Here is a 22,748-nt window from a genome sequence, read left to right as displayed (position 1 = left end):
ATAGGTACTAATGGGGTTGTAGGCGTTATTTATAATGCTTATTTTGAAAAAATGACACCATATTCAGTGTATAGAATCTTCACCTAAGTAGACACGAGAATAATAATTTATTCAATATAAATATTTATTTTTTTTTAGATTTTTGACTTGACACAAATCACTCTTGATTACTATTTATGCTTTCTTAAGGCACAGGCAGGCTTATCATGCGGAAGTAAGGCAACGTTGCGTGGATACCGCCCCGTCATTGCGAGCAGGCGTTGTTGTGTGGAACAACTTCACCTCTGGCATTCCGTGGCTTGACCACGGGATCCAGTTAAAAATACTAAAATTATTAGTATTTTTTGTTGTTTTTATGGACCTAGTTAGCAAGCCACGGGGTGACACATAGTGGGTTTTATCGGTCTACGCAGGAATAACGTTAAAGGCATTCTCCATCATTCGTATTAAGACCTATTGGTGAAACATCATCCTTATATTCAACAATAAACGATGAAACAAATTTACGTGGTGTGTCGGCTACTATCCAATCAACTTCTACAACATAATATCTTGGGTCTCTGTCCGGAAAAGCTACTTCAATCGTTTTAGAAGGAGCTAATGTATAATCCCAGTAAGGGAACTTATCAGAAAGTTCACTATAAATTTCTTCTAAATCGTCGTGTTTCAGTCTATTTTCAAAGGTAAACCCTGCCTTTGTCATTTGCACTATATAACCGCGAGTTTTATGTGATGCAGTATAATCCCATTCTATTGTAAGCTTTTTCTCACCTTCTAATGGTATAGCAAAGTTTATCCAATTAAATGTTGGATCTTTTAATTCTGCTCTTATTTCTTCATTAGTAGCATTTACCCAATCTGTATCATCTGTACGCCCACCATTGAGAATATGCCCATCTAATGGTAGCGGTTCCCCTACGACATCATCTCCAAAACGCTCATCACTTCCTTTCCCTGTTTCAAATCCGTTAAGTTTCCACTCTTCATTTATTAGCTTCTTATCTACACAAACTTTTCCCATTGTGTAAAGAGGAAATACTATTCGACCATGTTTTGGAGTTGGTTGATTTTGTTGTTCTTCATTTTTCATAAATTCGCCCTTTATTTAAGTTAAAATATTGATGCTGTGTACTTTTGCTTAATGATTGTAATTAAGAGGTATTTTTTAGGGAAAATTAATAAGATTTTTGAAAGAATAGTTATTCATATTTCAAAAAAAACTTATAATTTGCAGCAAAAAATAACCATAATTAAGATTATTCTATCAAAAATGTACAGAGCCTAAGTAACTACAAAATATTAAATGTAGTTATAGCAATAACATTAATATAATTATTAATTAAACTTCTTGCATAACGTAGTTAATAAAGAGGAATTTGAAGGAAACACGAAGTGCAGAACCGCAGCGTACACTATAGTACGTGAGGATTCGAGCATCGGATTGACGTACAAATTACCTTTAGAAACAAGTTAGGTAAGAAGTCTATTATTGGGTTACGGTTACGGTAATAGTGTCTTGAAACGTCCCGGCAGCGGCAAGAGGTTGTGACGGCAGGCGTGCATATACGGTATAGTTTTTTGTTACCGGTCCAAGACCTAGTAAGTAGCTATATGTTACCGTACTACTAGTACCGTTACCGAGTATTTGAGTAAAAGCTGCATCTTTGTATAAATTATAATTCAGCTTACGTACCCCGTTAACCATATTTCTTGGATTATAAATACCGGCAGAACCTGTACTAAAAGTTACGGTATAGCTAACAAGCAGCGATAATAAAGCACTACAAGTAACTGAAGCAGTAACGGAAGTTGTTCGCACTGCCCCTGCATTAAAAGTACCGAAATTTACGGTTGGAACTGACGGGTTACATGTTGCAAGTAACGCCGTAGCATTTCCTGGTATAATAAGCATCATCGTCATTGCGAGCGACTGAAAGGAACGTGGCAATCTCAGGACTTTGGCATGAGATTGCTTCGTCAAAATTTTCAATTTTTCCTCGCAATGACGGAAAAACCTATCCCTACAACAATGCTTTTGCAGGAGTAACAACAAAGTCCTTATTTGCATATTGCTTCGCCTAAATCAATTACAGGATCGTTTAAGTCTCTATTAACCGGCACGCTAAAATGACAGCATCTATTATTCTCTTCATTCTCATCACAAATAGAGCCGTTTAATACTTCAAGGTCTTTAATATCATTGATATAAACCTTACCGTCATAACCTACAAATATTTCCTCGTCTAAACCTTCAATATTAACCGTACTATCGAACGAAATAAAATGTTTATTGCTATCAAACATAGTCATTTCAACACTTTTAATTATATTAACATTGAAATCTAATAATACTGCTGATTTTGTTTTTGGAGCAACTTTTAAAGCAATTTCCTCAAACTCGGTATTAAGAGGTAGATTTTCATCATCTAATCTTATTTCAGAAGGAACATAGGGTGTTACGTTTGGTACAAGCATTTTACCTTTATCATCAGTATAGCCGGCTAATAGATTATTATTATAAACTCCGACATTTTTTAAACTATTTACTTTAATCAAAGCAAGACCTCCGGTAATCGGTCTCGTCACATAATAGCTTTTATCAATAGAGACAATACCTCCTTTGATATTAAATTGTTTCATTGTTTCGATATCATTTTTCTGCAGATAAACTCCAATATCGTTATTTTTACCGTTACGATTAAGCTGTACGTTATAGTTTGTAGCTTTAGCTTTAATTATATTAGCATTATATCCCCATCCCATATTTGAGGTAACCGGTGAAGAAATACCAAGTTGCTTCGTATGATATTTATTTTGATACGAATCGGTAAATGAAATACTTTTATTACCGTCTAAATTGAAGTTAAATGACATATAGGCAAAATTATTTTTACGTTTACTGTTTAAATCAGTACCTATAGTAAAACTTAAGAAACCTTTTTTAGTAATATTCCTTTGATAAGTCGATGATATTATATTTGTACGTTTACCTTGTTGTATTGTGTTATTTACGACAAAAGACAAAAAATTAACACTTATATTACCAAAATCGGTATTACCGCAGCTAGCTGAAATCTGATAATTTAAACTTGAAAAAGTTTTATCGGGATAGTTATATACATCCTGATAATTGCTATTATTCCAATCTAAATTACTATTAATGTCAAAATATTCCGATTCATAAGTATAACCACAATTAATTCTTTGAGAACGACCGAAATTTTTGATATTACTTGCAGCTGAAATGCCTATAATTCCAAAATTTCCGATTTTTAAGTTATTAGTTACCCTTACTGCTCCATTATTTTTTAAAAATTCAAAACGTCCACCGCTTGTTAAATAATCATTCATACCAAGCATATAATCGGTATTTAGAACTAAATATTTGTAATCATTACTATATATCGCAAAATCTTGTCTTTGAAATCCTGCTTCATAAGAAAAATTTGAAAGCCCTTCGTGCAGTAAACTCGGTGAGGCATAATAAGGAATGGTAATTGTTTGAATTTTACCGGTTATATCTTGAGTTTTAACTATTAAGTCACCTCTACCGGTAATAACCGGAATGTTTGTTACGTCAAAATCTCCCATGTGAGCTTTAGCATTATATATAGGTACACTATTTGAAAATATCTCTATACTGCTTGGAAGTTCTGATTTCCCTCTAAAACCAGTAACGGATAAGTAACTAAATTCGGTCTAACCGCAAAATTAGTAGTATACTGAATACCGGCAAATCTAGTTGAATTAGACCAAGAAGATGCTTTAGTTATGCTATCCCCTACCCGCCAATTAGTCATTTTATCTACATTCTCATATGTCCAATTTGTTTCTAAACGTGTAAATTTATTTTGGTTTCTTGCAGTATTTTTAACTTTAGAAAAATTTGATTTAACGGCTTCGGTTTGAAATAAAAAACTATAGCTATATACGCCGTTTTCAGTAAAATAATTAAGTTCCTCTACTCCGGCTAAATAATTAATATCATCATTTTGGCTAAGAGTTATGTCATAATTAAGATATGCACCGCTGATAAGTTTAGTATCGACATTTTGCATAGGACCACCTGAAGCATCAAATGATTGAGGTTGCATTTTTTCCGCTGGAAAAGTAATGTTTAAATCTAAATTCTCGAAGTTTAGATCATATTTAGTACCCTCAAGTAAATCTAAATTAATATATGCAGTATCGTGATAGTTCGCGAGACCCTGTTTAAGATAATCTTCTTGGACATCAAAATGTTCTATATCTTCAAGAGGAATTAAACAATGACCTTGAGCGTTTTGCACTATAGTCGGGAATATATCGGTTTCGGTATAATTAACTTTTAGCGAAACAATCAATTCGTTGTCGCCCGCAACTTCATTAGAGCTATTCTCAAATTCTACTTCTAGAGGTAATTGGGGAAATGGTCCTTTTATCCTCATGCACGTTTGTGTCCGCTGTGGTTTGAGGTAAATTGTCTTCAAGAGATTCGGAGATAATTTCATCTGCAAAGCTTAGCGGTATAAATAAAATAATACCTATAAAAACCGATATTATTTTATTTAAAAAGCACATTAGCTTATTTATTTAAAGTTAAAGATAATTTGCTATTGATATTACCTTGATATTGTTATAGGTATACTATGTTGAACAACAAGATTTACCGTAGAGGTAACACTATTCTCTAGTTTTACTCTACGCGGTAATTCTCTTAATATGATTCTATAGTCTTTTTCTCTAGTAGAAAAATTCTGTGTATTTTTTAAAGCTAACCGTATCAATTGTGTTTTACCGCCATGCAAGGTAAATGTTACCGGAGTTGCCACTAAATCCGTAGTTTCTTTATATTCTTCTGTACCGTTTTCATACACACGTTTTAAAAGAAGTAGCTGAAACTTTTTAGGTGTATAATCATTATTTTGTACCGTCATAGTTGCTATTTTATTATCTTTACTTATCTCTATATTGACAGGTACGATAGTAGCACTAGCAAAAACATTAAAAGTAAATAATATAAATAGAATAGGTAGAAATCTTAAAAAATATTTTTTCATAATATCAATATGCTACGGTTACTGTAATTGTATCGTTATAAGTATCAGAAGGAACATTTGCCCCTTGAGGTATTTTTCCGTATATTGTGAGCGTTTGAGGTAATCCCGTACCTGTTCCCGGTACCCAGTCGCTTGATTGATTTCCCCAATTTTGAGTTCTTGCTGCATTAGAATAAAGATTATAAGGTAAATAACTAGTAGTGTTAACGAGACCTGTCATTTTGCGAGTACTTGTTGTAGCGGCAGGTGCAGTACCAGCGTTTAATGAAACAGTATAATTAGTACCTAAAGTACAAGTTATAGTAAGTGTGTTTGTTTGCAGAGAATCAGCAGTCGGAACATACGTACCAAAAGCTAAAGGAGTAGCAGTAACTATACAAGACGGTAAAACCGTTGCACTAACAAGGAAAAAAGCATTAGCAGACGAGGCGAAGCTATTTCCTGTACTTATAGTTAAGATAATAAAACCGATAATATTTCGTAGAATTTTAAAGTTATTTTTCATAATTTTAATAAAAATAATTAATATTTATTATTAATCTTTGACAAATTTTAACGATTTTACAAGGCTAGTTTAAGAAATAGTCATATTTAAATATGAATTTATGATATTTTTCCCACAGAATATATTTACAAATAAATTAAAAATGTAATTGACTATTCTATTTGACTATTATAACATGATAATACTTTTACTTTCTGGTATATAAAATGACTACTAAAATAGCAATAAGTCAATTTAAGTCTCATTGTCTTGAGATAATAGAAAAATTACAAACCGATAAAGAATCCATTATAATTACTAAAAGAGATAGGGAAGTAGCACAAATATTGCCTATCAATACTAAAAAGACCTCAATATTCGGTATGCTAAAAAATAAAGCTGAGATAAAAGCAGATATATTAGATTCAATAGAAGAAAAATGGAATGCAGAACATTAATAGTGGCTTAGTACTAGATACCCATGTTTTATTGTGGTCAATATTACAACCTGAAGAATTATCAGAACAAATAAAACACAAAATCAATTTAGCTCAAGAAAATTCGCAATTATTTCTTAGTTCTATTTCATTATGGGAAATAGCTATGCTTAACTTTAAAAAGCGTATTAATGTTTACGAACCTATAAAAGATTTTCTGAATTCTATAACAAATATCAACGGATTATCTATTAAAGATATTTCTCCGGAGGTCGCTGCTGAGAGCGTTTCTCTTATGGATGATTTTCATGGTGATCCGGCTGACAGAATTATTGTAGCAACAGCAAAATGCCTTGGAGCTACCCTACTTACTAGAGATCAAAAAATTCTTAGCTGGGCTAAGTTAGGACATATTAAATCAATATCTATTTGATTATTTCCTCAATATCCAATAAAATCCTTTTTAAAATTCAGGATATTACATATGACACATACTACGGATGTTGTAATAATAGGCACCGGTCCGGTTGGATTATTTGCAGTTTTTCAAGCTGGAATGCTTGGGATGAAGTGCCACATTATCGATGCTCAAGAAATCATAGGAGGTCAGTGTATTACTCTATACCCTGAAAAGCCTATTTACGATATACCGGCATATCCTAAAATTGCTGCAGAAGAGCTAATAAAACAGTTAGAGCTTCAAGCAGCTCCTTTTAAGCCTGTATATCACTTAAATCAGCAAGCTATAGAGCTAAATAAACAAGATGATTTTTTTGAAATTAAAACCTCAAAAAACACTCTTATTAAAAGCAAAGTTATTATTATTGCAGCAGGAGCAGGTTCATTCGGTCCAAATAAACCGCCTCTTGCAAATATTGAAGATTTTGAAGGCAAATCGGTTTTTTATTTTATTAATGATAAAAGCAAATTTGCAGGTAAAAATATAGTTATAGCAGGCGGCGGGGATTCGGCTGTTGACTGGGCTATTTCTCTTTCGGAAATTGCAAATAAAATATATTTAGTGCATAGGCGAGATAAATTTACGGCAGCTCCTGAAAGCGTAAGGCAATTAAGGCATATTGCAGAAACCGGTAAAATCGAGTTAGTAACCGGTTATCAATTAAATGCTTTAGATGGTAATAATAGTGAACTTCAATCGGTTATAGTTAAAGATCTACAAAATAATACTCGCAAATTAGATGCCAATATATTACTACCGTTTTTTGGTTTAAAACAAGATTTAGGTAGCTTAGCAAATTGGGGTTTAAATGTTAAGCTTCACCATATTGAGGTAGATAATTCCTATTATCAAACTAATATAGAAGGTATTTACGCCATTGGCGATATTGCTCATTATGCCGGTAAGCTTAAGTTGATTCTTACGGGTTTTGCTGAAGCGGCAAGTAGCCTTCATCATGCTTATAGTAGAGTATTTGACGGCAAGGCTCTACATTTTGAGTATTCTACCACTAAGTATGGGGAAAGGAAGTAGGGGGAAGTCACTAAATAAAGAGATCGTCATTGCGAGGAAATTACGTAGTAATTGTACGTCCGCAATCTCAGGATATTTGATGAGATTGCCACGTCGCTTCGCTCCTCGCAATGACGTTAAAACTGAATGGAGACAAAAATAATAGTGAATAATATAATTGACGGTAAAGCGTTAGCAAATGAGATACTAGCAGACTTAAAGCTAGAAATTCAAGAACTTAAAAGTCAAACCAACACTTCACCAAAGCTTGCTATAGTACTAGTAGGCGATAATCCAGCAAGCATTATTTATGTAAAAAATAAAATAAAAAATGCACATAAAATAGGAATTGATACTTTATTAGTAAATCTATCTACTACTATTCATACTGATGATTTAATATCGAAAATCAATGAGTTAAACCTTGATAACGAGATTTCGGGAATTATAGTTCAGCTTCCTTTGCCAAGCTCCATAGATAAAAATAAAATTTTATCAGCAGTATCACCTTCTAAAGATATCGATGGTTTTCATCCTTTAAATGTCGGTTATTTACATAGCGGGATTAGTCAGGGTTTTATACCCTGCACTGCCCTTGGTTGTCTTGCAGTTATAAAAAAATACGAACCTAATTTAACCGGTAAAAACGTTGTAATTATTGGACGCTCGAATATAGTAGGTAAACCTTTAAGTGCATTACTGTTAAAAGAAGATTGCAGTGTTACTATTTGCCATTCCAAATCGCAAAATCTAAGCTCTATCACTTCTAAAGCCGATATAGTTGTTGCGGCTATTGGGTCACCTTTAAAATTCACTACCGAATATTTTGATCCTGAATCTATAGTAATTGATGTAGGAATTAATAGAATTAGCGGCAATAAGATTATCGGTGATGTTGATTTTGAAAATGTTAAATCTAAAGTAAAATATATTACTCCTGTTCCTGGCGGTATCGGACCGATGACTATTGCATTTTTACTTAAAAATACGGTTAAGGCGTTTAAGGATTCTTATAGTACAGTATGTCATTCCTGCCTTTAGCGACTTTGTTGCATGGTTCTTATGTCATTCCTGCGAAAGCAGGAATCCAAAAAAAGTATAAATACAGCAGATTTTTGAAATTAAAAGCTCGATTTATCTCGCTTTATGCTGGATTCCCGCCTACGCGGGAATGACATTAAATCTTATAAACATTTGCAAGTTCTACATAATTTCTTACGTTATCTTGCATATATTCTAAATCTTGATCAGTTAAATATCTAACAAATTTTGCAGGGAATCCCATCCATAATTCTTTAGATTTAATTATCTTCTTTGGGAGGATTAGGCTTCCTGCTGCAATAAAAGCATATTCTTCTATTACTGCATAATCCATTATTGTAGTATTCATACCGATAAAAGCATTATTATGTATTGTACAGGCATGAATAAGAGAGAGATGACCGATAGTTATATTATCGCCTATTTCTACCGGTCCGTTAAATCTTGAAGTATGAATTACACTACCGTCTTGCACGTTAGTATTATTTCCTATTTTTATTGATTCAACGTCGCCTCTAAGAACCGTATTAAACCAAATACTTGAATTACTACCTATTTCAACATCTCCTATTAAAGAGCTGCTTTCGGCAATATATGCAGTTTTATCGATTCTTGGCGTAACTCCTTTATAAGGGATAATAATCATTAATTATAATCTACCCAAGAAATATTACCGTCTTTACGATAATAAACTATATTGATACGATCATTATTGATATTTTTAAATACTACCGCAGGTAAATCTTCTAAATCCATTTTCATTACCGCTTCTTTTACTGATAATTTTAATATTTCTACAGGCTTTTCAGCGATAATTGCCGGATTATCATTATCTTCGGAGTTAGAGGTGTCACTATCAGATTGCGGATTAATAATATATTTGGTACCTTCGTAAGCAATTTCTGATATTTTTACTTTACCCGCATGATGATTTTTGAATTTTGATTTATATTTTCTAAGCTGTTTTTCTAGTTTTGACATAGCTTTATCAAAAGCTACATATATATCACTACAACTATCATTACTTTTGACTATACTATGTTTACCTGATCCATATTTTACTATAATATCACATTTAAAGTTAATGCCCTCTTTTGAAAAATGTATATCTATATTTATTATATCGGTAAAATATTTTTTAACTACTTGCGTAGCCCTCTCTTTGGAATATTCTTGTAAGCTATTACCGATCGAAATATGTTGAGCTGAAACTGAAATAATCATAAATAACCTTTATAATCTGAAATAATTAATTGTATAGGTGTTACTAAGTAACACCTATACAATTAATTTATATTTAGAGTAATTTCAAGTTTTATTACAAATTAATTTAATTTAAACTTTAGCCGTAGAGTTTAGGACGCTTATCCTTATTTTGTTGCGACTTAATTAGTTTTTTAGCAGTCTTTCTTACATAATTAGGCTCAATGCCCATTTCTAAGCAGGTAGCATTAAAATTTTCATTATTTTCAAAAAGCCATTTTTTAGCGTTATATTCTGCTTTTGTTGCCTCTTTCTTGGTAGAAGTATTAGTTGCATCTATTATTGCCTGCATAATAATAGCACTTCTAAGAGCAATATCGGGTATAGGATTATAAAGTTTAATACGCTCAAAAGGAGTAGTTAATTTAATGACATATGGTTTAGTCATATAAAACCTCTAATAATTATTAATAAAATAAAATTTTGTTAATGTAAATGTAACCAATAGGTTTTTCTTTTTTAACAAAGTCCTTAAAAATTATAATAATTTTCAAGGCTTCAACTAATAGTGACTAATTTGGATTAATAATAATAAGCAGGAATGTTTAGAGGTTTAGGTGCTGTATATTTTTTGATAAAATAAGATATTTTACTCTTGCAGAAATAGAAGAATTGTTATATATATTGTTATCTCTTATGTATAAGGGGGTGTAGCTCAGTTGGTTAGAGCGTCTGCCTGTCACGCAGAAGGTCGCGGGTTCGAGTCCCGTCACTCTCGCCAAGCCCTTTCAGGGTTTCGGCATTTCCTCTCGTTTTCTAAAAAAATCCATATGCTCCTTTTATGTTCCAAAATGTCTAATTTTTGTATTTAATCTTTTTTAAATTCTGAATTTTAAATATCCTCAAAAAAACTAACTTTGTATATTTCTTAAATCAACCTCAACTCATTTATTCATACTTTTAGTTAAATTTCTATTGCATTCTTAAAACTCCTTACTATGATTCTATCTATAAGCTCATAAAGACTTAAGGAGCAAGCAGGTAGCTTAAAAAATGGTGGTACTGAGCTTAATCTTTCTTATGACCACATAGACGATGTTGGAGCAAGTAGCTTAGCGGCAATATTAAAAGATAATAAACCTTTAACGTTGCTTTATCTTGGTAATAACGATATTGTTGGATTCTTGTTTTTTTGATTAAAAGCTTTTGTACCCAACTCTCTCTACTTGTAAATACCTTTCCTTCTACATTTCCTCTTAAACCCGTTTAAACTTATAAATTGATAGCCTCTTAAACTCTCTTATCAAAAATATTGATTTTTAAAATTAGTTTAGTATTATGCTCAAATAAGGATTAATATTTATTAAAATTTTGAAAGATTTATTATGTTATTTCAATTTAGTCGTGATGGTAAATCCGCATATTTATTCGGGACCATGCATAGGTGAGGTATAGTTCTCTTACCAAAAGAAATAAAAGAGTTATTATTGAAACAGGATGTATTTGTTACTGAAGGCAGGTCAATAGACGACACCAATATTGTTTCCGAGAACTCATCATTTTCCTCAAGCTTAAATTGTATAAACGAAAATACTGATAGCAGACATGATGATGTTGATCCAAGAATACTGAAATTAGCAAAAAAGGCTTTAAGTAATCAACCGGAATTAAGTCTTAAATTATCTGATTTATCTCGTGAGGATGTTATATATAAAGCTTTGGACACAGTGAATAATTACGGTATGGATGTAGAATTAGAACGCCATTATTTAGGAAAACAAAAGTTAGTGTTAAGTTTAGATGATGAAGATATTTTTAGTGAGTTAGACTCGAATACGCTGTTAACTGAGCTGGAAAAATATCTAATAGACCTTGTGGATAGTAAGAAAAATTCAAATATTGTTATTTGTACTTACTTACAGGGGTATAGCATACAGGATTCAGATGATTTATTGATTGATTCATCGCTCATTGTACCACGTAACAAAGCATGGGTATCAAAAATAGAGGATTATTTAAAAGAATATAATAATATTTTATTTGCTGTTGGAAATGACCATTTGTTTGGTGAAATGGGATTGCTCAGATTATTAATGGATGAGGGATATTTAATTAATAGACTCAATGATGATTTAACTGAAAACAAATTTTCTATAGATGATTTAAATTATTATAAAGCATCGGCTATTGAGTTATTTATCCGTGATGAAAATGGTAAATCACTTTTTAATCAGGAACCAGGCATAAAGTTAGATGACCAGTTATATGAAAGAGTGGATTCGGATAATCCATTTAATGAAATTTATACAAAAATTTTAGGAGCAACATCAGAATAATAAAGTTAAAATGTAAAGTGTAAGGGCTTTATCGTCTTGTAATAAAAGGACTAAAATTTTGCTTTAAAACCAGCGTAGCATCGTTACTATCTTCTATAATTTTTGATAGGTACAAAAAGCATTAAGGTATTGACATTAAATTTAAAAGTGGGCTTAACGGAGCATATATTAACACGTAAGTATAAGCGAATCTTGCAAAATTCGCTTGTATCAAGCTTTCTGAATTATACTGTATTTTGAGAAGAAAGATTAAAAAAGAATAGGACCTATTTGCCCTACCCTCCTGCATATGGCTACTACCATTATACTTACTTCCAATTAATGAGTTTTTTAAAGTAATTAACTTTATAAGACAAAAAATAGTTTTCTTTACTTTTTAAAGCTCGGATATTCAATATAAACTCATTCTCATCATAAATGAAAATTTTAACTAAATTTAAATATGATAGAGTACCGAGAATAATTGAACGAAATAAGCCTAGAGATGATTTTAATAAATTTCTATCAATTATAAGTACAATTTTTCGGCATGGCAATTTGAATAAAGTACGGATTAACTTATAATAAGCATATGTGTTGTAAGGTTTCCTAGCTAAAATAAATTCTATATTTACCCTACCCATTCCATTCGGATAAATTTCACGTAATAAGTCTTTATCTTTAATGATAAAATCTAAATTTGGCTCAATAATAGCTACTCTTTCTGCTATAGTTTTGTCGTGCATAACGGTTACAACCCCTGATTAAACTTAAATAATTCAAGTTTGACCACCAAAAAGTTGAATTAAAACAATGGTGATCGGGGGGGTGACAAACCGCACAAAGACAGCTATAATAGCTTTTAGGTTTAAAGTTTACACCTTAAACCCTGGACATGGCTAAAATCTCCCCGATCATGAAGTCGAGGATTGTATCATTTTATGGTAGATACTAACCACTTTGTGTTTGGAGTTGTCACACCCCAGAACAGCCTTACAGCCATTCCGATTGTGATATTAAATTATTAATGTATTTAAGTCAATTCAAGAGTTTTTGCTATTCTCGGTTTTTAAGATATTTTGCTCGTTTAGATTACTACAGATTCACTTTAATCTTTAAAGACCCTTGATTTGCCATATATTTCTTCGCAAGAGATAAATTATATCTAATACCAAATTCCATCATATTATATTTAGTAGAAATACCGCCGCCTAAATTATAGGTTATCTTTGCAGGTTTAAATCTAACTGTTGTAAGCGGTCCGTCTATACCGTCTAGACGTGCATCGATATTCGGTAACTTACCTTTAAAGTTATAATTTATAAATCCGTGTAATTCAGATTTTACTATTATATCTTGTACTAAATAATTAGTTACGCCCTTTAAACCTAATATAGTTTCAAATTTATTATAAGAATTTTTTCTTATAGATAAATTTTGGAAAGTAGTACTGTTTTCTTTATAACTATTATTTTTAAATGTAGCATAACGAATCCCAAGCATCGGAGTTATAGTTGTCAAATGAGACATTAGATAGTTATAACCGCCAAGTAATTCACCGCTATAAAAAGTATTAGTAAATTTACCGATTGCAGTTTGATCATTAGTAGAAGTTAAACGTTTTTCGTAATTTTTGACTTTATTTCTACCATATGAACCTATAGCTTCAACAAAGAAGTTATTAGTAAGCCAATTATAAAGCCCATAGATAGAATATATATTGCTTTTAGCTTTGGTTCTATCGCCGTTTTTATCATTTTTATGCCGTACTTTACTATCGGCCATAGTATAAGCAGCCCCAATAACTATAGAATTATCAATATTATAGTCAAAACCGATTATACCGCCTCCGGTATTAGATTTATAACCGCTTGAACCGTTTTTAGATTTTTGCGTTGCTTTGCCATAGAATGGTATGCCCCAAATGCCTGTCCCTATATTATCTTCATCACCTGCCGCAACTGCTGCCTGATTATTAGTAGTACTAGTACGTCTTCTTCGATTCTGATTAGAATTCGGCTCATTTTGACCGCTTAAAGTATTTTCATCACCTAATTCTTCTAACCTATTGCCAATCCTTTCAGAAGTAAGGTTATCCATATTTATTGCTATATCGGTTAATAAATCCTCAATCTCTATACCGTTAAACTCTCCCACTCCTTCGTTAATTCCATTAGTATTTGTCCTGTGACCAAGTCTATCTAAAGCCTCAGAAACTCTACTCGGCGATATCAAACCTAAATCATTTAATAATTTACCTGAATCAGTATTATTACCAAAACCTTTAACATTATTAATGAGCTGATTTGCTATACCGGAAGCTACTTGGTTGTTTTTAGTATCATCTAGGATAGGAGATGGATCAAAAATAGAGACGGCACCACCGCCGCCGGAATTGCCGCCTCCACCGGAGCCACCTCCTCCATTACCGCCGCCATTGCCTCCGTCACCACCGCCGTTATCTCCTCCGTTGCCACCGTCTCCGCCTTCGTTATCGGTATTTGCAAGTAATACAAGACCGTTTGCATCACTGACCCATTTTACAAATCTGTTTTGTTCACCGCTTGCATCAATAGTGACTTTAGCTTGAGGTGCAGGAGTAAATGCCCCTCCTGCTTCAAGTGCTACTACTTGGTGTTTAGTATTTGAAGTGATTTTAGTAATATCGGATCGGGATTTAATTTTAACTATTAAATTATCTAAACCGGACATATCAACATTAGCACCGTTACCGACTAATATATGACCGCCTTTTTGTAATGCCGTATCAAAATGAGTAATAATAGTAAGCAGACCGTTATGTGTAACATTTCCTGTATATTTTAGTTCATAAGTAGCAACATCTAATACAACGTCTCTAACATTCAAATTAGTGTTCATTTCTAAATTATTTAACAATACTAAATTTGCTTCATCGGCAATTAAAGTGTCTGCTTTAATATTTTTCTCAAGTAACATGAATTTATTAGATGCAATTTCTATGCTTTTTGCATTTGTAATTTCTTGTTTTAACCAAACATTTTCATTGAACTTAAAAGTACCGCCGTTATTAATCGGTGCATCTATTAAAACTGCATCTTTGAAATTTGCCGTGGTTGTAGCATCTGCAAAATTTAAATTATCTGCTTTAATATCGGTTAAATAATTAAATAGAGAGAGTGAACGAGGTAACACGTCTAAATCTACTATAGCCCCAGGTACAGCTAAATTTTTTGGATTCGTGTTATTATTACCTCTATCAAAATCTATAGTTTTACCTGCATCTACATTAATATCTTTAGAATATACATCACCTTTAACCGTACTATTTCCACTAACTTGTACGCTTGCTAAACTGCCTAGCTTACTACCTAAATCATAAACAATCCCGCCATCTATATTTAGCTTTACGTTACCTTGTCCATTATTTGCGGTGGTAATTCCTGAATAGAAATTCTTAGAGTTAACCGTAACTGTGCCGTTACCTGTTAACTCTATTGCTTTTAATCTGTTATTTGCAGCTCCGATAACACCGTTACCGGTATCTAAATCCGTTACTGCTAAAGTGTGGATATTATTTCCTGCCGTAGTAATATTAGTAACTTGTGCTGCTGCACCTAAAGTTAAGGTAGCTGCCTGAGCTGCGTTTGAGAAATTGATATTTTGTGCTTTTAGTCCGCCCGTAACGGTAGCATCATTATTTGCAACTTCTATTGTACCTATAGTATTATTATTGCCAAGCGTACCGGTTATATTAATAGGTGCAAGATTATTTAGTTTTAAAGTACCGTCATTAGCATTTTCACCTGAGATATCAGTAGCAGTGACATTATTATTAACCTGCATCGTGGCACCGTTCGATAAGATAACATTACCACTTTTAACGGTACTGCCGAAATTTACTGCTCCTGCTTGTATCGTAATATCACCAACTGCTGCATTTGAACCGACAGAACCACTAACGCTACCGCCGCCTTGAAAGACTAAATTTACCGCCTGTCCACCGCTAGTATTAATACCGCCGGTTAAGTTTGAATTAGCAGCAAAGGTTAAATCATTATTACCGTTACCTTGAATTTCGGTAATAGAATAATTACCGCCGGCAGATAGCAATACATCACCTGCACCTGCTTTCAGCATTGCTATATTAGTGATTAAACCGGTAACTTCACCTGCTCCGCCCCAATTTAATGTACCATTCACATTACCGGTACTTGTAACGATACCATCAATTTTTATACCGTCATTAAGATTTATTACCCCTGCATTACCTTGGAAATCTACATTACCGTTTATGTCACCTGTTGCCGTATATGTTGCATTCTTGTTAAAAAGAACATTTGCATTAACTACACCTAGCTCGATTGTCTTAACGTTCAAGGCGATATTTTCAACATTGATTCCTACGTTTAAAGCTATAGCACCATTACCGGTACTAGAAAAAGTTAATTGTTTTAGCCTATGGTTTACAGTACCGAGCGTATAAGCCGCATTACCGTTATTATCTATAGTTAATTTGTTAGTATCTGTGGTTAGGTTAACTATACCGAATTGATCATTACCGGGATCTAAAGCAGCTGTTAATGTTATAGTACGGTCATTAGCATTTGAACTATTTTTAAGTTCTAATACTGAATCTTGATGTTCAAATACTATACCGCCGGTATTTAAATCAAAATCACTATTTACAGCATCTAAAGCATAGGTAGCACTGCCGGTCACTTCACCAATACTTATATTTGCAATCTTAGCAGATGTTAGACTTTGGTCAGTAAATACTGCACCGTTATTTATATTTAACTGCTGAATATTTTGTACATCCAAATTATTAGTGACAGTAACTTTCCCTTTGATATTCAAACTAGCTAGCTCATTACCTACAGTACCGAATGTTGCTCCATTATTACCGCTTACGGTTAAATTATTACCGTTACCGTCTAAAGTTACAATACCGCCACCGGTTTTTATACCGTTTAAGCTATTAGCAAATGTAACAGTCTGATCTATCGGTGCAGATAATATTAATTGTGAATCTGCATCACCAAAATTAATGCTACTATTTGGACTACTTAAAAGAGCTAAATTACCGTTATTAACTTGAACAGTAAAGTTTTGTGGAGTTCCTACCTTTCCTATATTAATCGTTTTAACCGTACCGATACTTGCATCAGTAGATTTCAAGGTAGTGAAAACATTTAATATACCGTTTTGTCCGTTTGCTATAACGGCATTTAAGTTATATGTATTATTGCCGTTAAATTCTAAAGTACCGCCCTTTGCTCCGAAATCAATATTAGGAGTGGTTAGATTTCCGCTAAGCTGTAATACTCCGCCGTTTGTAAAGTTAATATTACCTACAAATATATCATTTGCTATAGTTATGTTTTTTGTATTATCGCCTTGGATATTTATGGTAGCAGGGCTATTTGCAGCATCCGTACCTATATTCCCCGTTACATTACCGTCACCTATAAAATTCAATGTACCGGCAACTCCTCCAGTACCTAAAACTGATCCATCAATCGTAGCACCATCATCTAACTCAAATGTACCAGCCTTACCATGAAAATCTATATCCCCTGTTACATCATCATTAGCTATTAACGTGCCTACATCACCAAAAACTATAAGACCGTCTGCTCCTAAATCAAGCTCTTGGTTAAATGTTACTTGCCCAGTACTATTCATGCTAAGCAGCTTTGTAAATACCGTATTATCGACTACGATATTACCTGCTCCATCTACTATGAAATTCTTAAGGCGATGGGTATTATCCTGCCCTATAGTATAAGGACCACCGTTATTTGCTATAGTTAGATCTTTTTTGGTTGCTCCTATTCTCACTATCCCAAACTCATCCTGAGCATTCGATGGATTCAGATTATTATGCAAGGTAAATGTTCTATCATTTGCATTGATTAAGTCTAACTCTGAATCAGCTCCTTCAAATATTATCTTTGCACCATTCGCTAATAAATCTACATTACCATTGATGGAATCAATCGTGTAAGTTGTATTATCTTTGATCGTAATATTATGAATACCACCAGCATCAGGATCTGTAATTGTAAAATCAGCATTAATTATTATATTACCATTAGCAGCATTTACTATATCTCCAACTGTAGTTGGTGCGTTTATCACAAGCGTTCCACCATTCGCATTCCCCATATTAAAAGTTATCTGCCCTGAATTTAAACCAGCATTAATATTTATTGTACCTGAGGCTGCATTACTATTTGTAAAAAGAACATTATTTACTGTAGTATTACCAGCTAAATCAAAAGCTGTACCATTACTTCCGCTAAATTCAAATATATCTAGACCATTTACTACCCCTGTAATAGAACCACTACCTAAAGCCTTTAACGTACCATTTATACCACCAGTACTAGAGACAGCTCCTGTAAGAGTACTATTTGCTCCTAAAATAAACGTACCAGCTTTATTATTAAAGTCGATGTCTCCTGTCCACCCTCCATTAGCTGTAATTGTACCCGTATCTGTATATTTTAACGTGCCAGTAGCAAGCCCTGTAATCACCGCATTTGCCGCAGCATTGGCAACAGTAAAGGTCTCTGCATTCGCCGTACCGCCTATATTATCAGCACCGTTAAATACCACCTCCTCTAAAGCACTACCTACCGCTCCAACATTACCTGTAACTGCTCCATCCTTCGCAAATATTAACTTACTCTTGCCGTCACCTGCTGTAGTAGTTATACCTCCATTGACAACTGCTCCATCCTGTAATGTCAATATTGATGTCTGATCAGTTAGAGCTACTGCTCCCGAATATATATTACCTCCAAGACTACTAGCACCAGCACCTAAAGTAACCCGCTCAAGTGCTGCATTATTTCCGCCAATTCCTCCAGTTACACTACTACCAGCTCCAAGTACTAATATACCTTTTGTATTATTATTTGTTGTTACTGCTCCGGTTAGCGTAACACCATCTGCTAAAGTTAAAGCAGAACCTGCATTAGTCAAAGCTACAGGAGCAAATACGTCATCTGAGAACGTAACGGGATTTGCTCCAATATTTACAAGTTTTAAGCTGCTGCCGTTAGCTCCAATCGTACCGGTAACATTGCCGCTTTGTATTGTCAGTGTTCCTTGATTATTTGCAGAGGTCGTAACTGAGCCGGTTACACCTTTTACTATTAACTCACCATCCGCTCCAAATAATATGTTACCGCCTGCTCCTAGGTCTAAAGCTTGATTAAATGTTACCTGCCCCGTACTGTTCATGCTCAGTAACTTCGTAAACACCGTATTATCCACTACGATATTACCTGCTCCATCTACTATGAAATTCTTAAGGCGATGGGTATTATCCTGCCCTATAGTATAAGGACCGCCGTTATTTGCTATGGTTAGGTCTTTTGTGGTTGCTCCTATTCTCACTATTCCATATTCATCATTGCCAGATTTGTTTAAATTATTATATAAGGTAAATGTTCTATCATCTGTGACACTAGTGTTTATTAAATCTAACCTGGAATCTGCTCCTTCAAATACTATCTTTGCTCCATTTTTTAATAAATCTATATTACCGTTTTTAGCATCAATCGTATAAGTTGTATTATCAGCTATATCAATCTCATTTACTTCTCCGGCACTTGGATCGTTAATTGTTAAATTTGCTTTTATTTCTATCTTTCCTTTTAAACCATTTAATATTGCTCCATTAATCGTACTTGGAGCATTTATTACTAAAACATCTCCTACTGCATTAGCATTAAAAGTAAGACTACCAAGGGTTAACTCGCCTCCTGCATTTATAGTTCCTGAAGCTGCTGCATTATTTGTAAAGACAATACTATTTACCCTAGTATTACCTTGTAAATCAAGCGTTGTACCGGTACTGCCGCTAAACTCTAATATATTTAGGTTATCTATATTACCGGTAATTATACCTGCATCTGAAACATTTAATGTTCCATTTACACCACCGGTACTAGTTACCGTTCCGGTAAGTGTGCTACCCGCCCCTAAATTAAACGTACCCGCATTATTTTGAAAATCAATATTTCCTGTAAGTCCTCCGGTGGCCGTTACTTTTCCTGCTGCATTATATACTAAATCACCAGTCATAAGTTCCGTAACCGTTGCATTTGCTGCTATATTTGCTACATTAAAAACTGCCCCATTAGCTGTACCGCCTATATTATCTACACCGTTAAATATTACTTCTTCTAATGCTGCTCCATTTGCTCCTACGTTACTTATCACGCTGCCATCGCCTGCAAATATTAACTTACCGCTATCGTTTCCGGCAGTAGTAGTTATATTTCCGTTAACGACTACATTATTGTTTAAAGTTAACACCGATGTTTGATTTGTTAATACCGTAGAGCCGACATATATATTACTACCGAGGCTACTAGCTCCGGCTCCGATATTTATTTTCTCAAGAGCTGCTCCATTTGCACCGATCTGACCGGTTACGTTACTTCCTACTCCAAGCGATAATATACCTTTTGTATTATTATTTGTTGTTACTGCTCCGGTTAGCGTAACACCGTCTGCTAAAGTTAAAGCAGAACCTGCATTAGTCAAAACTACCGGTGCAAATACATTCGCTGAGAACGTAACGAGATTTGCTCCGATATTTACAAGTTTCAAGCTACTTCCATTGCTACCTATCGTACCGTTAATATTACCGCTATTGATGGTGAGTGTCCCTTGATTATTTGCAGAAGTCGTAACTGAACCGGTTACACCGTTTACTACTAGTGTACCATCTTTTCCAAAGGCAATATTACCGCCTGCACCTAAATCTAAAGCTTGATTAAATGTTACCTGCCCCGTACTGTTCATGCTCAGTAACTTCGTAAACACCGTATTATCCACTACGATATTACCTGCTCCATCTACTATAAACTCCTTAAGGCGATGCGTATTATCTTGTCCTATAGTATAAGGACCACCGTTATTTTCTATAGTTAGGTCTTTTGTGGTTGCTCCTATTCTCACTATTCCATATTCATCATTGCCAGATTTGTTTAAATTATTATAGAAGGTAAATTGCCTATCATTTATGTTACTAGTATTCACTAAATCTAATTCTGAATCCGCTCCTTCAAATATTATCTTAGCGCCGTTATTTAGCAAATTTACATTCCCATTTGCTGCATCTATTGTATATGTCGTATTATTCGCTATTCTAATATCACCTATATCTCCGGCACTTGGATCATTGATTGTTAAATTAGCATTTATTTGTATTTTTGCTTTTATAGCGTTTAATAATGCAACATTGATTGTATTTTCGGTATTTATTATTAAAGTACCGCCGCTAGCATTACTATTATTAAAAGTAATACCTCCTACATTTAATAGACCGTTAACACTTATAGTTCCGGAAGCTAAAACACTATCTGCAAAAACAATACTATTTACTGTAATATTACCTTGTAAATCAAGAATCTTACCGTTACCTCCACTACACTGAAGTATATTTAAATTATTTATATTTCCGTTAAGTGTAGCATTCCCTATAAAATTTAATGTACCGTTTACTCCGTTAGCACCGTTTATATTACCCGTAACAATTATGTCGTCATCTAAATTAAGTACGGATGTATTACTTTGTAAATTAATATTAGTAGCTTTTAATATTGTAGAATTAAGTGTTGCCGACCCAAGTAAAACATTTATTGCGGCTAATGAGCCTATATTACCTATATCGCCTGTTATTATATTATCACTGGCTAAATCATGAGCTAGATTTAGTATCCCTTGACCGTCAACGCCGGTAGTATTATTTATATTACCCGTTAACGTTGTTACATTACCGTCAAAAAGAGTAAGTATAGAGTTATTGTTAGTAAGATTTATATTTGCAGCATTAATTATGCTATTACCTGCTCCAGGCATATAAATCTGTGCTTCCCCATTGCCTACATTTATTTGAGAAAGAGAATTAGTTAAGCCTATATTATTTGATATAGTCCCTGTACCTGCAAAAGTTATTATACCGTTATTTCCGGCTACCGTATTATCTATCTGAGTTGTAATATTTAAACCGTTATTAATTTGTAAAGTAGAATTCTTACCGGCAAAATCTATATTATTAAATGTTTGATTACCGACTCCGGTAATAATTGACGTAACATTATTACTAATAAATTTAAGAGGACCGAAATTAGGAGTAAGCCCTACTGTTGCACTAAGAGGACCTATTGATACATTTTGACTTACCTCAACCCCACCAAAAGCAGGTAGTGCTATTAATGTATTTATCCCGCCAACAACAGCATTTGCTTTATCTGCCGATATTTTAATTCCAATCCCTCCAACCGCTATTTGAATAATATCGCCGTTATTAAATACTCCTCCTACAAGACCGGCACCGGTACTCAAGCTTACGCTACCGAGATTAGGAATTGTTGCTCCTGCAGCATTAGAGCTAGTGAATAATGTTCCGCATAATGATGCCGTTGTTAGAAATTTTCTTAATATTTTTGATTTTTTCATTAATATTAACCCCAATACATTAATTATTTTTTAATAAATATTAGTAATTAGTTAAAAAATATTAATATATTTTATATAGATAAAGTTAATTTTAATTAATAATTAGTAATGATTAATAATTTGTAGCAACTTTTTTACAACAATAGATTTTTGAGATTATTTATAAGAAAGTAATAAATTTTATGGATTGAACCACAATCGAAAGATTGCGGTACTATTGCATGGTTCGGTTTTTCCGTAATTGCGAGAAGGCATTACCCGCGTGGATCCTACTGTCATTCCTGCGAAAGCAGG

Annotated in this window: 16 protein-coding genes, 1 tRNA gene and 1 pseudogene; 7 read left to right on the top strand and 11 right to left on the bottom strand. The window is 33.5% G+C overall.

What is annotated here, in order from left to right; all coding sequences use genetic code 11:
- Nucleotides 1-421: 421 nt before the first annotated feature.
- Nucleotides 422-1,090, bottom strand: coding sequence for a lytic polysaccharide monooxygenase (locus tag RF_RS10580; RefSeq protein ID WP_011271038.1), 669 nt, complete (start codon nt 1,088-1,090; stop codon nt 422-424).
- A gap of 258 nt (nt 1,091-1,348) precedes the next feature.
- Here RF_RS10580 and RF_RS08950 point away from each other — a divergent pair.
- Nucleotides 1,349-1,471, top strand: a pseudogene (locus RF_RS08950) (palindromic element RPE1 domain-containing protein); the annotation flags it as partial.
- 15 nt (nt 1,472-1,486) lie between these two features.
- On the opposite strand, the gene RF_RS03785 reads toward RF_RS08950, so the two are convergent.
- The 5 genes from RF_RS03785 to RF_RS03760 all read right to left on the bottom strand — a co-directional run bounded on the left by RF_RS03785 (nt 1,487) and on the right by RF_RS03760 (nt 5,544).
- Nucleotides 1,487-1,915 carry a spore coat protein U domain-containing protein gene (locus RF_RS03785; RefSeq protein WP_318248846.1) on the bottom strand — a complete coding sequence of 143 codons (429 nt, stop codon included), beginning with the start codon at nt 1,913-1,915 and terminating at the stop codon, nt 1,487-1,489.
- A 143-nt stretch (nt 1,916-2,058) separates the two neighbouring features.
- Complete coding sequence (locus RF_RS08945; protein WP_011271036.1) at nt 2,059-3,591, bottom strand: fimbria/pilus outer membrane usher protein; 1,533 nt, start codon at nt 3,589-3,591, stop codon at nt 2,059-2,061.
- 44 nt (nt 3,592-3,635) lie between these two features.
- Nucleotides 3,636-4,427: a fimbria/pilus outer membrane usher protein gene (locus RF_RS11415; protein WP_231564238.1), complete on the bottom strand. Its 792-nt coding sequence runs from the start codon at nt 4,425-4,427 to the stop codon at nt 3,636-3,638.
- A gap of 174 nt (nt 4,428-4,601) precedes the next feature.
- Entirely contained in the window at nt 4,602-4,916 is a 315-nt protein-coding gene (locus tag RF_RS03765) for a fimbria/pilus periplasmic chaperone (RefSeq protein WP_039595038.1), read from the bottom strand.
- 127 nt (nt 4,917-5,043) lie between these two features.
- On the bottom strand, nt 5,044-5,544 hold the full coding sequence (locus tag RF_RS03760) for a Csu type fimbrial protein (protein WP_011271033.1): 501 nt from the start codon (nt 5,542-5,544) through the stop codon (nt 5,044-5,046).
- 206 nt (nt 5,545-5,750) lie between these two features.
- On the opposite strand from RF_RS03760, the gene RF_RS03755 reads away from it, so the two are divergent.
- The 4 genes from RF_RS03755 (at nt 5,751) to folD (ending at nt 8,472) form a co-directional block, all read left to right on the top strand.
- Nucleotides 5,751-5,981 (top strand): type II toxin-antitoxin system Phd/YefM family antitoxin, encoded by a 231-nt coding sequence (locus RF_RS03755; RefSeq protein ID WP_011271032.1) that lies wholly within the window; start codon nt 5,751-5,753, stop codon nt 5,979-5,981.
- Nucleotides 5,968-6,393, top strand: a complete 426-nt coding sequence (locus tag RF_RS03750) for a type II toxin-antitoxin system VapC family toxin (RefSeq protein WP_011271031.1) — start codon at nt 5,968-5,970, stop codon at nt 6,391-6,393. The genes RF_RS03755 and RF_RS03750 overlap by 14 nt, the downstream gene beginning before the upstream one ends.
- Nucleotides 6,394-6,444: 51 nt before the next feature.
- On the top strand, nt 6,445-7,452 hold the full coding sequence (locus RF_RS03745) for an NAD(P)/FAD-dependent oxidoreductase (protein WP_011271030.1): 1,008 nt from the start codon (nt 6,445-6,447) through the stop codon (nt 7,450-7,452).
- Between the two features lie 144 nt (nt 7,453-7,596).
- Nucleotides 7,597-8,472, top strand: a complete 876-nt coding sequence (folD, locus tag RF_RS03740) for a bifunctional methylenetetrahydrofolate dehydrogenase/methenyltetrahydrofolate cyclohydrolase FolD (protein ID WP_039595039.1) — start codon at nt 7,597-7,599, stop codon at nt 8,470-8,472.
- 136 nt (nt 8,473-8,608) lie between these two features.
- Here the strand turns inward: folD and RF_RS03735 are convergent, their stop codons facing one another.
- The 3 genes from RF_RS03735 to RF_RS03725 form a co-directional block, all read right to left on the bottom strand.
- Nucleotides 8,609-9,118, bottom strand: coding sequence for a gamma carbonic anhydrase family protein (locus tag RF_RS03735; RefSeq protein ID WP_011271028.1), 510 nt, complete (start codon nt 9,116-9,118; stop codon nt 8,609-8,611).
- Nucleotides 9,118-9,696: a ribosome hibernation-promoting factor, HPF/YfiA family gene (hpf, locus tag RF_RS03730; RefSeq protein ID WP_011271027.1), complete on the bottom strand. Its 579-nt coding sequence runs from the start codon at nt 9,694-9,696 to the stop codon at nt 9,118-9,120. The genes RF_RS03735 and hpf overlap by 1 nt, the downstream gene beginning before the upstream one ends.
- 118 nt (nt 9,697-9,814) lie before the next feature.
- Nucleotides 9,815-10,123 carry a hypothetical protein gene (locus RF_RS03725; protein ID WP_011271026.1) on the bottom strand — a complete coding sequence of 103 codons (309 nt, stop codon included), beginning with the start codon at nt 10,121-10,123 and terminating at the stop codon, nt 9,815-9,817.
- Between the two features lie 256 nt (nt 10,124-10,379).
- Between RF_RS03725 and RF_RS03720 the strand changes: the two genes are divergently transcribed.
- A tRNA-Asp gene (locus RF_RS03720) sits at nt 10,380-10,456 on the top strand.
- A 706-nt stretch (nt 10,457-11,162) separates the two neighbouring features.
- Entirely contained in the window at nt 11,163-12,011 is an 849-nt protein-coding gene (locus tag RF_RS03715; RefSeq protein ID WP_039594986.1) for a TraB/GumN family protein, read from the top strand.
- Between the two features lie 308 nt (nt 12,012-12,319).
- Here the strand turns inward: RF_RS03715 and RF_RS03710 are convergent, their stop codons facing one another.
- Both RF_RS03710 and RF_RS10575 read right to left on the bottom strand, forming a co-directional pair.
- Nucleotides 12,320-12,736 (bottom strand): hypothetical protein, encoded by a 417-nt coding sequence (locus RF_RS03710; RefSeq protein ID WP_011271024.1) that lies wholly within the window; start codon nt 12,734-12,736, stop codon nt 12,320-12,322.
- Nucleotides 12,737-13,085: 349 nt separating this feature from the next.
- Nucleotides 13,086-22,454 (bottom strand): autotransporter outer membrane beta-barrel domain-containing protein, encoded by a 9,369-nt coding sequence (locus RF_RS10575; RefSeq protein WP_011271023.1) that lies wholly within the window; start codon nt 22,452-22,454, stop codon nt 13,086-13,088.
- Nucleotides 22,455-22,748: the final 294 nt, after the last annotated feature.

Origin of the sequence: Rickettsia felis URRWXCal2, from assembly GCA_000012145.1 — a bacterium.
Classification (GTDB): Bacteria; Pseudomonadota; Alphaproteobacteria; order Rickettsiales; family Rickettsiaceae; genus Rickettsia; species Rickettsia felis.
The sequence above is the reverse complement of the archived record's forward strand: the minus strand, read 5'-3'. Positions and strand labels throughout refer to the sequence as shown.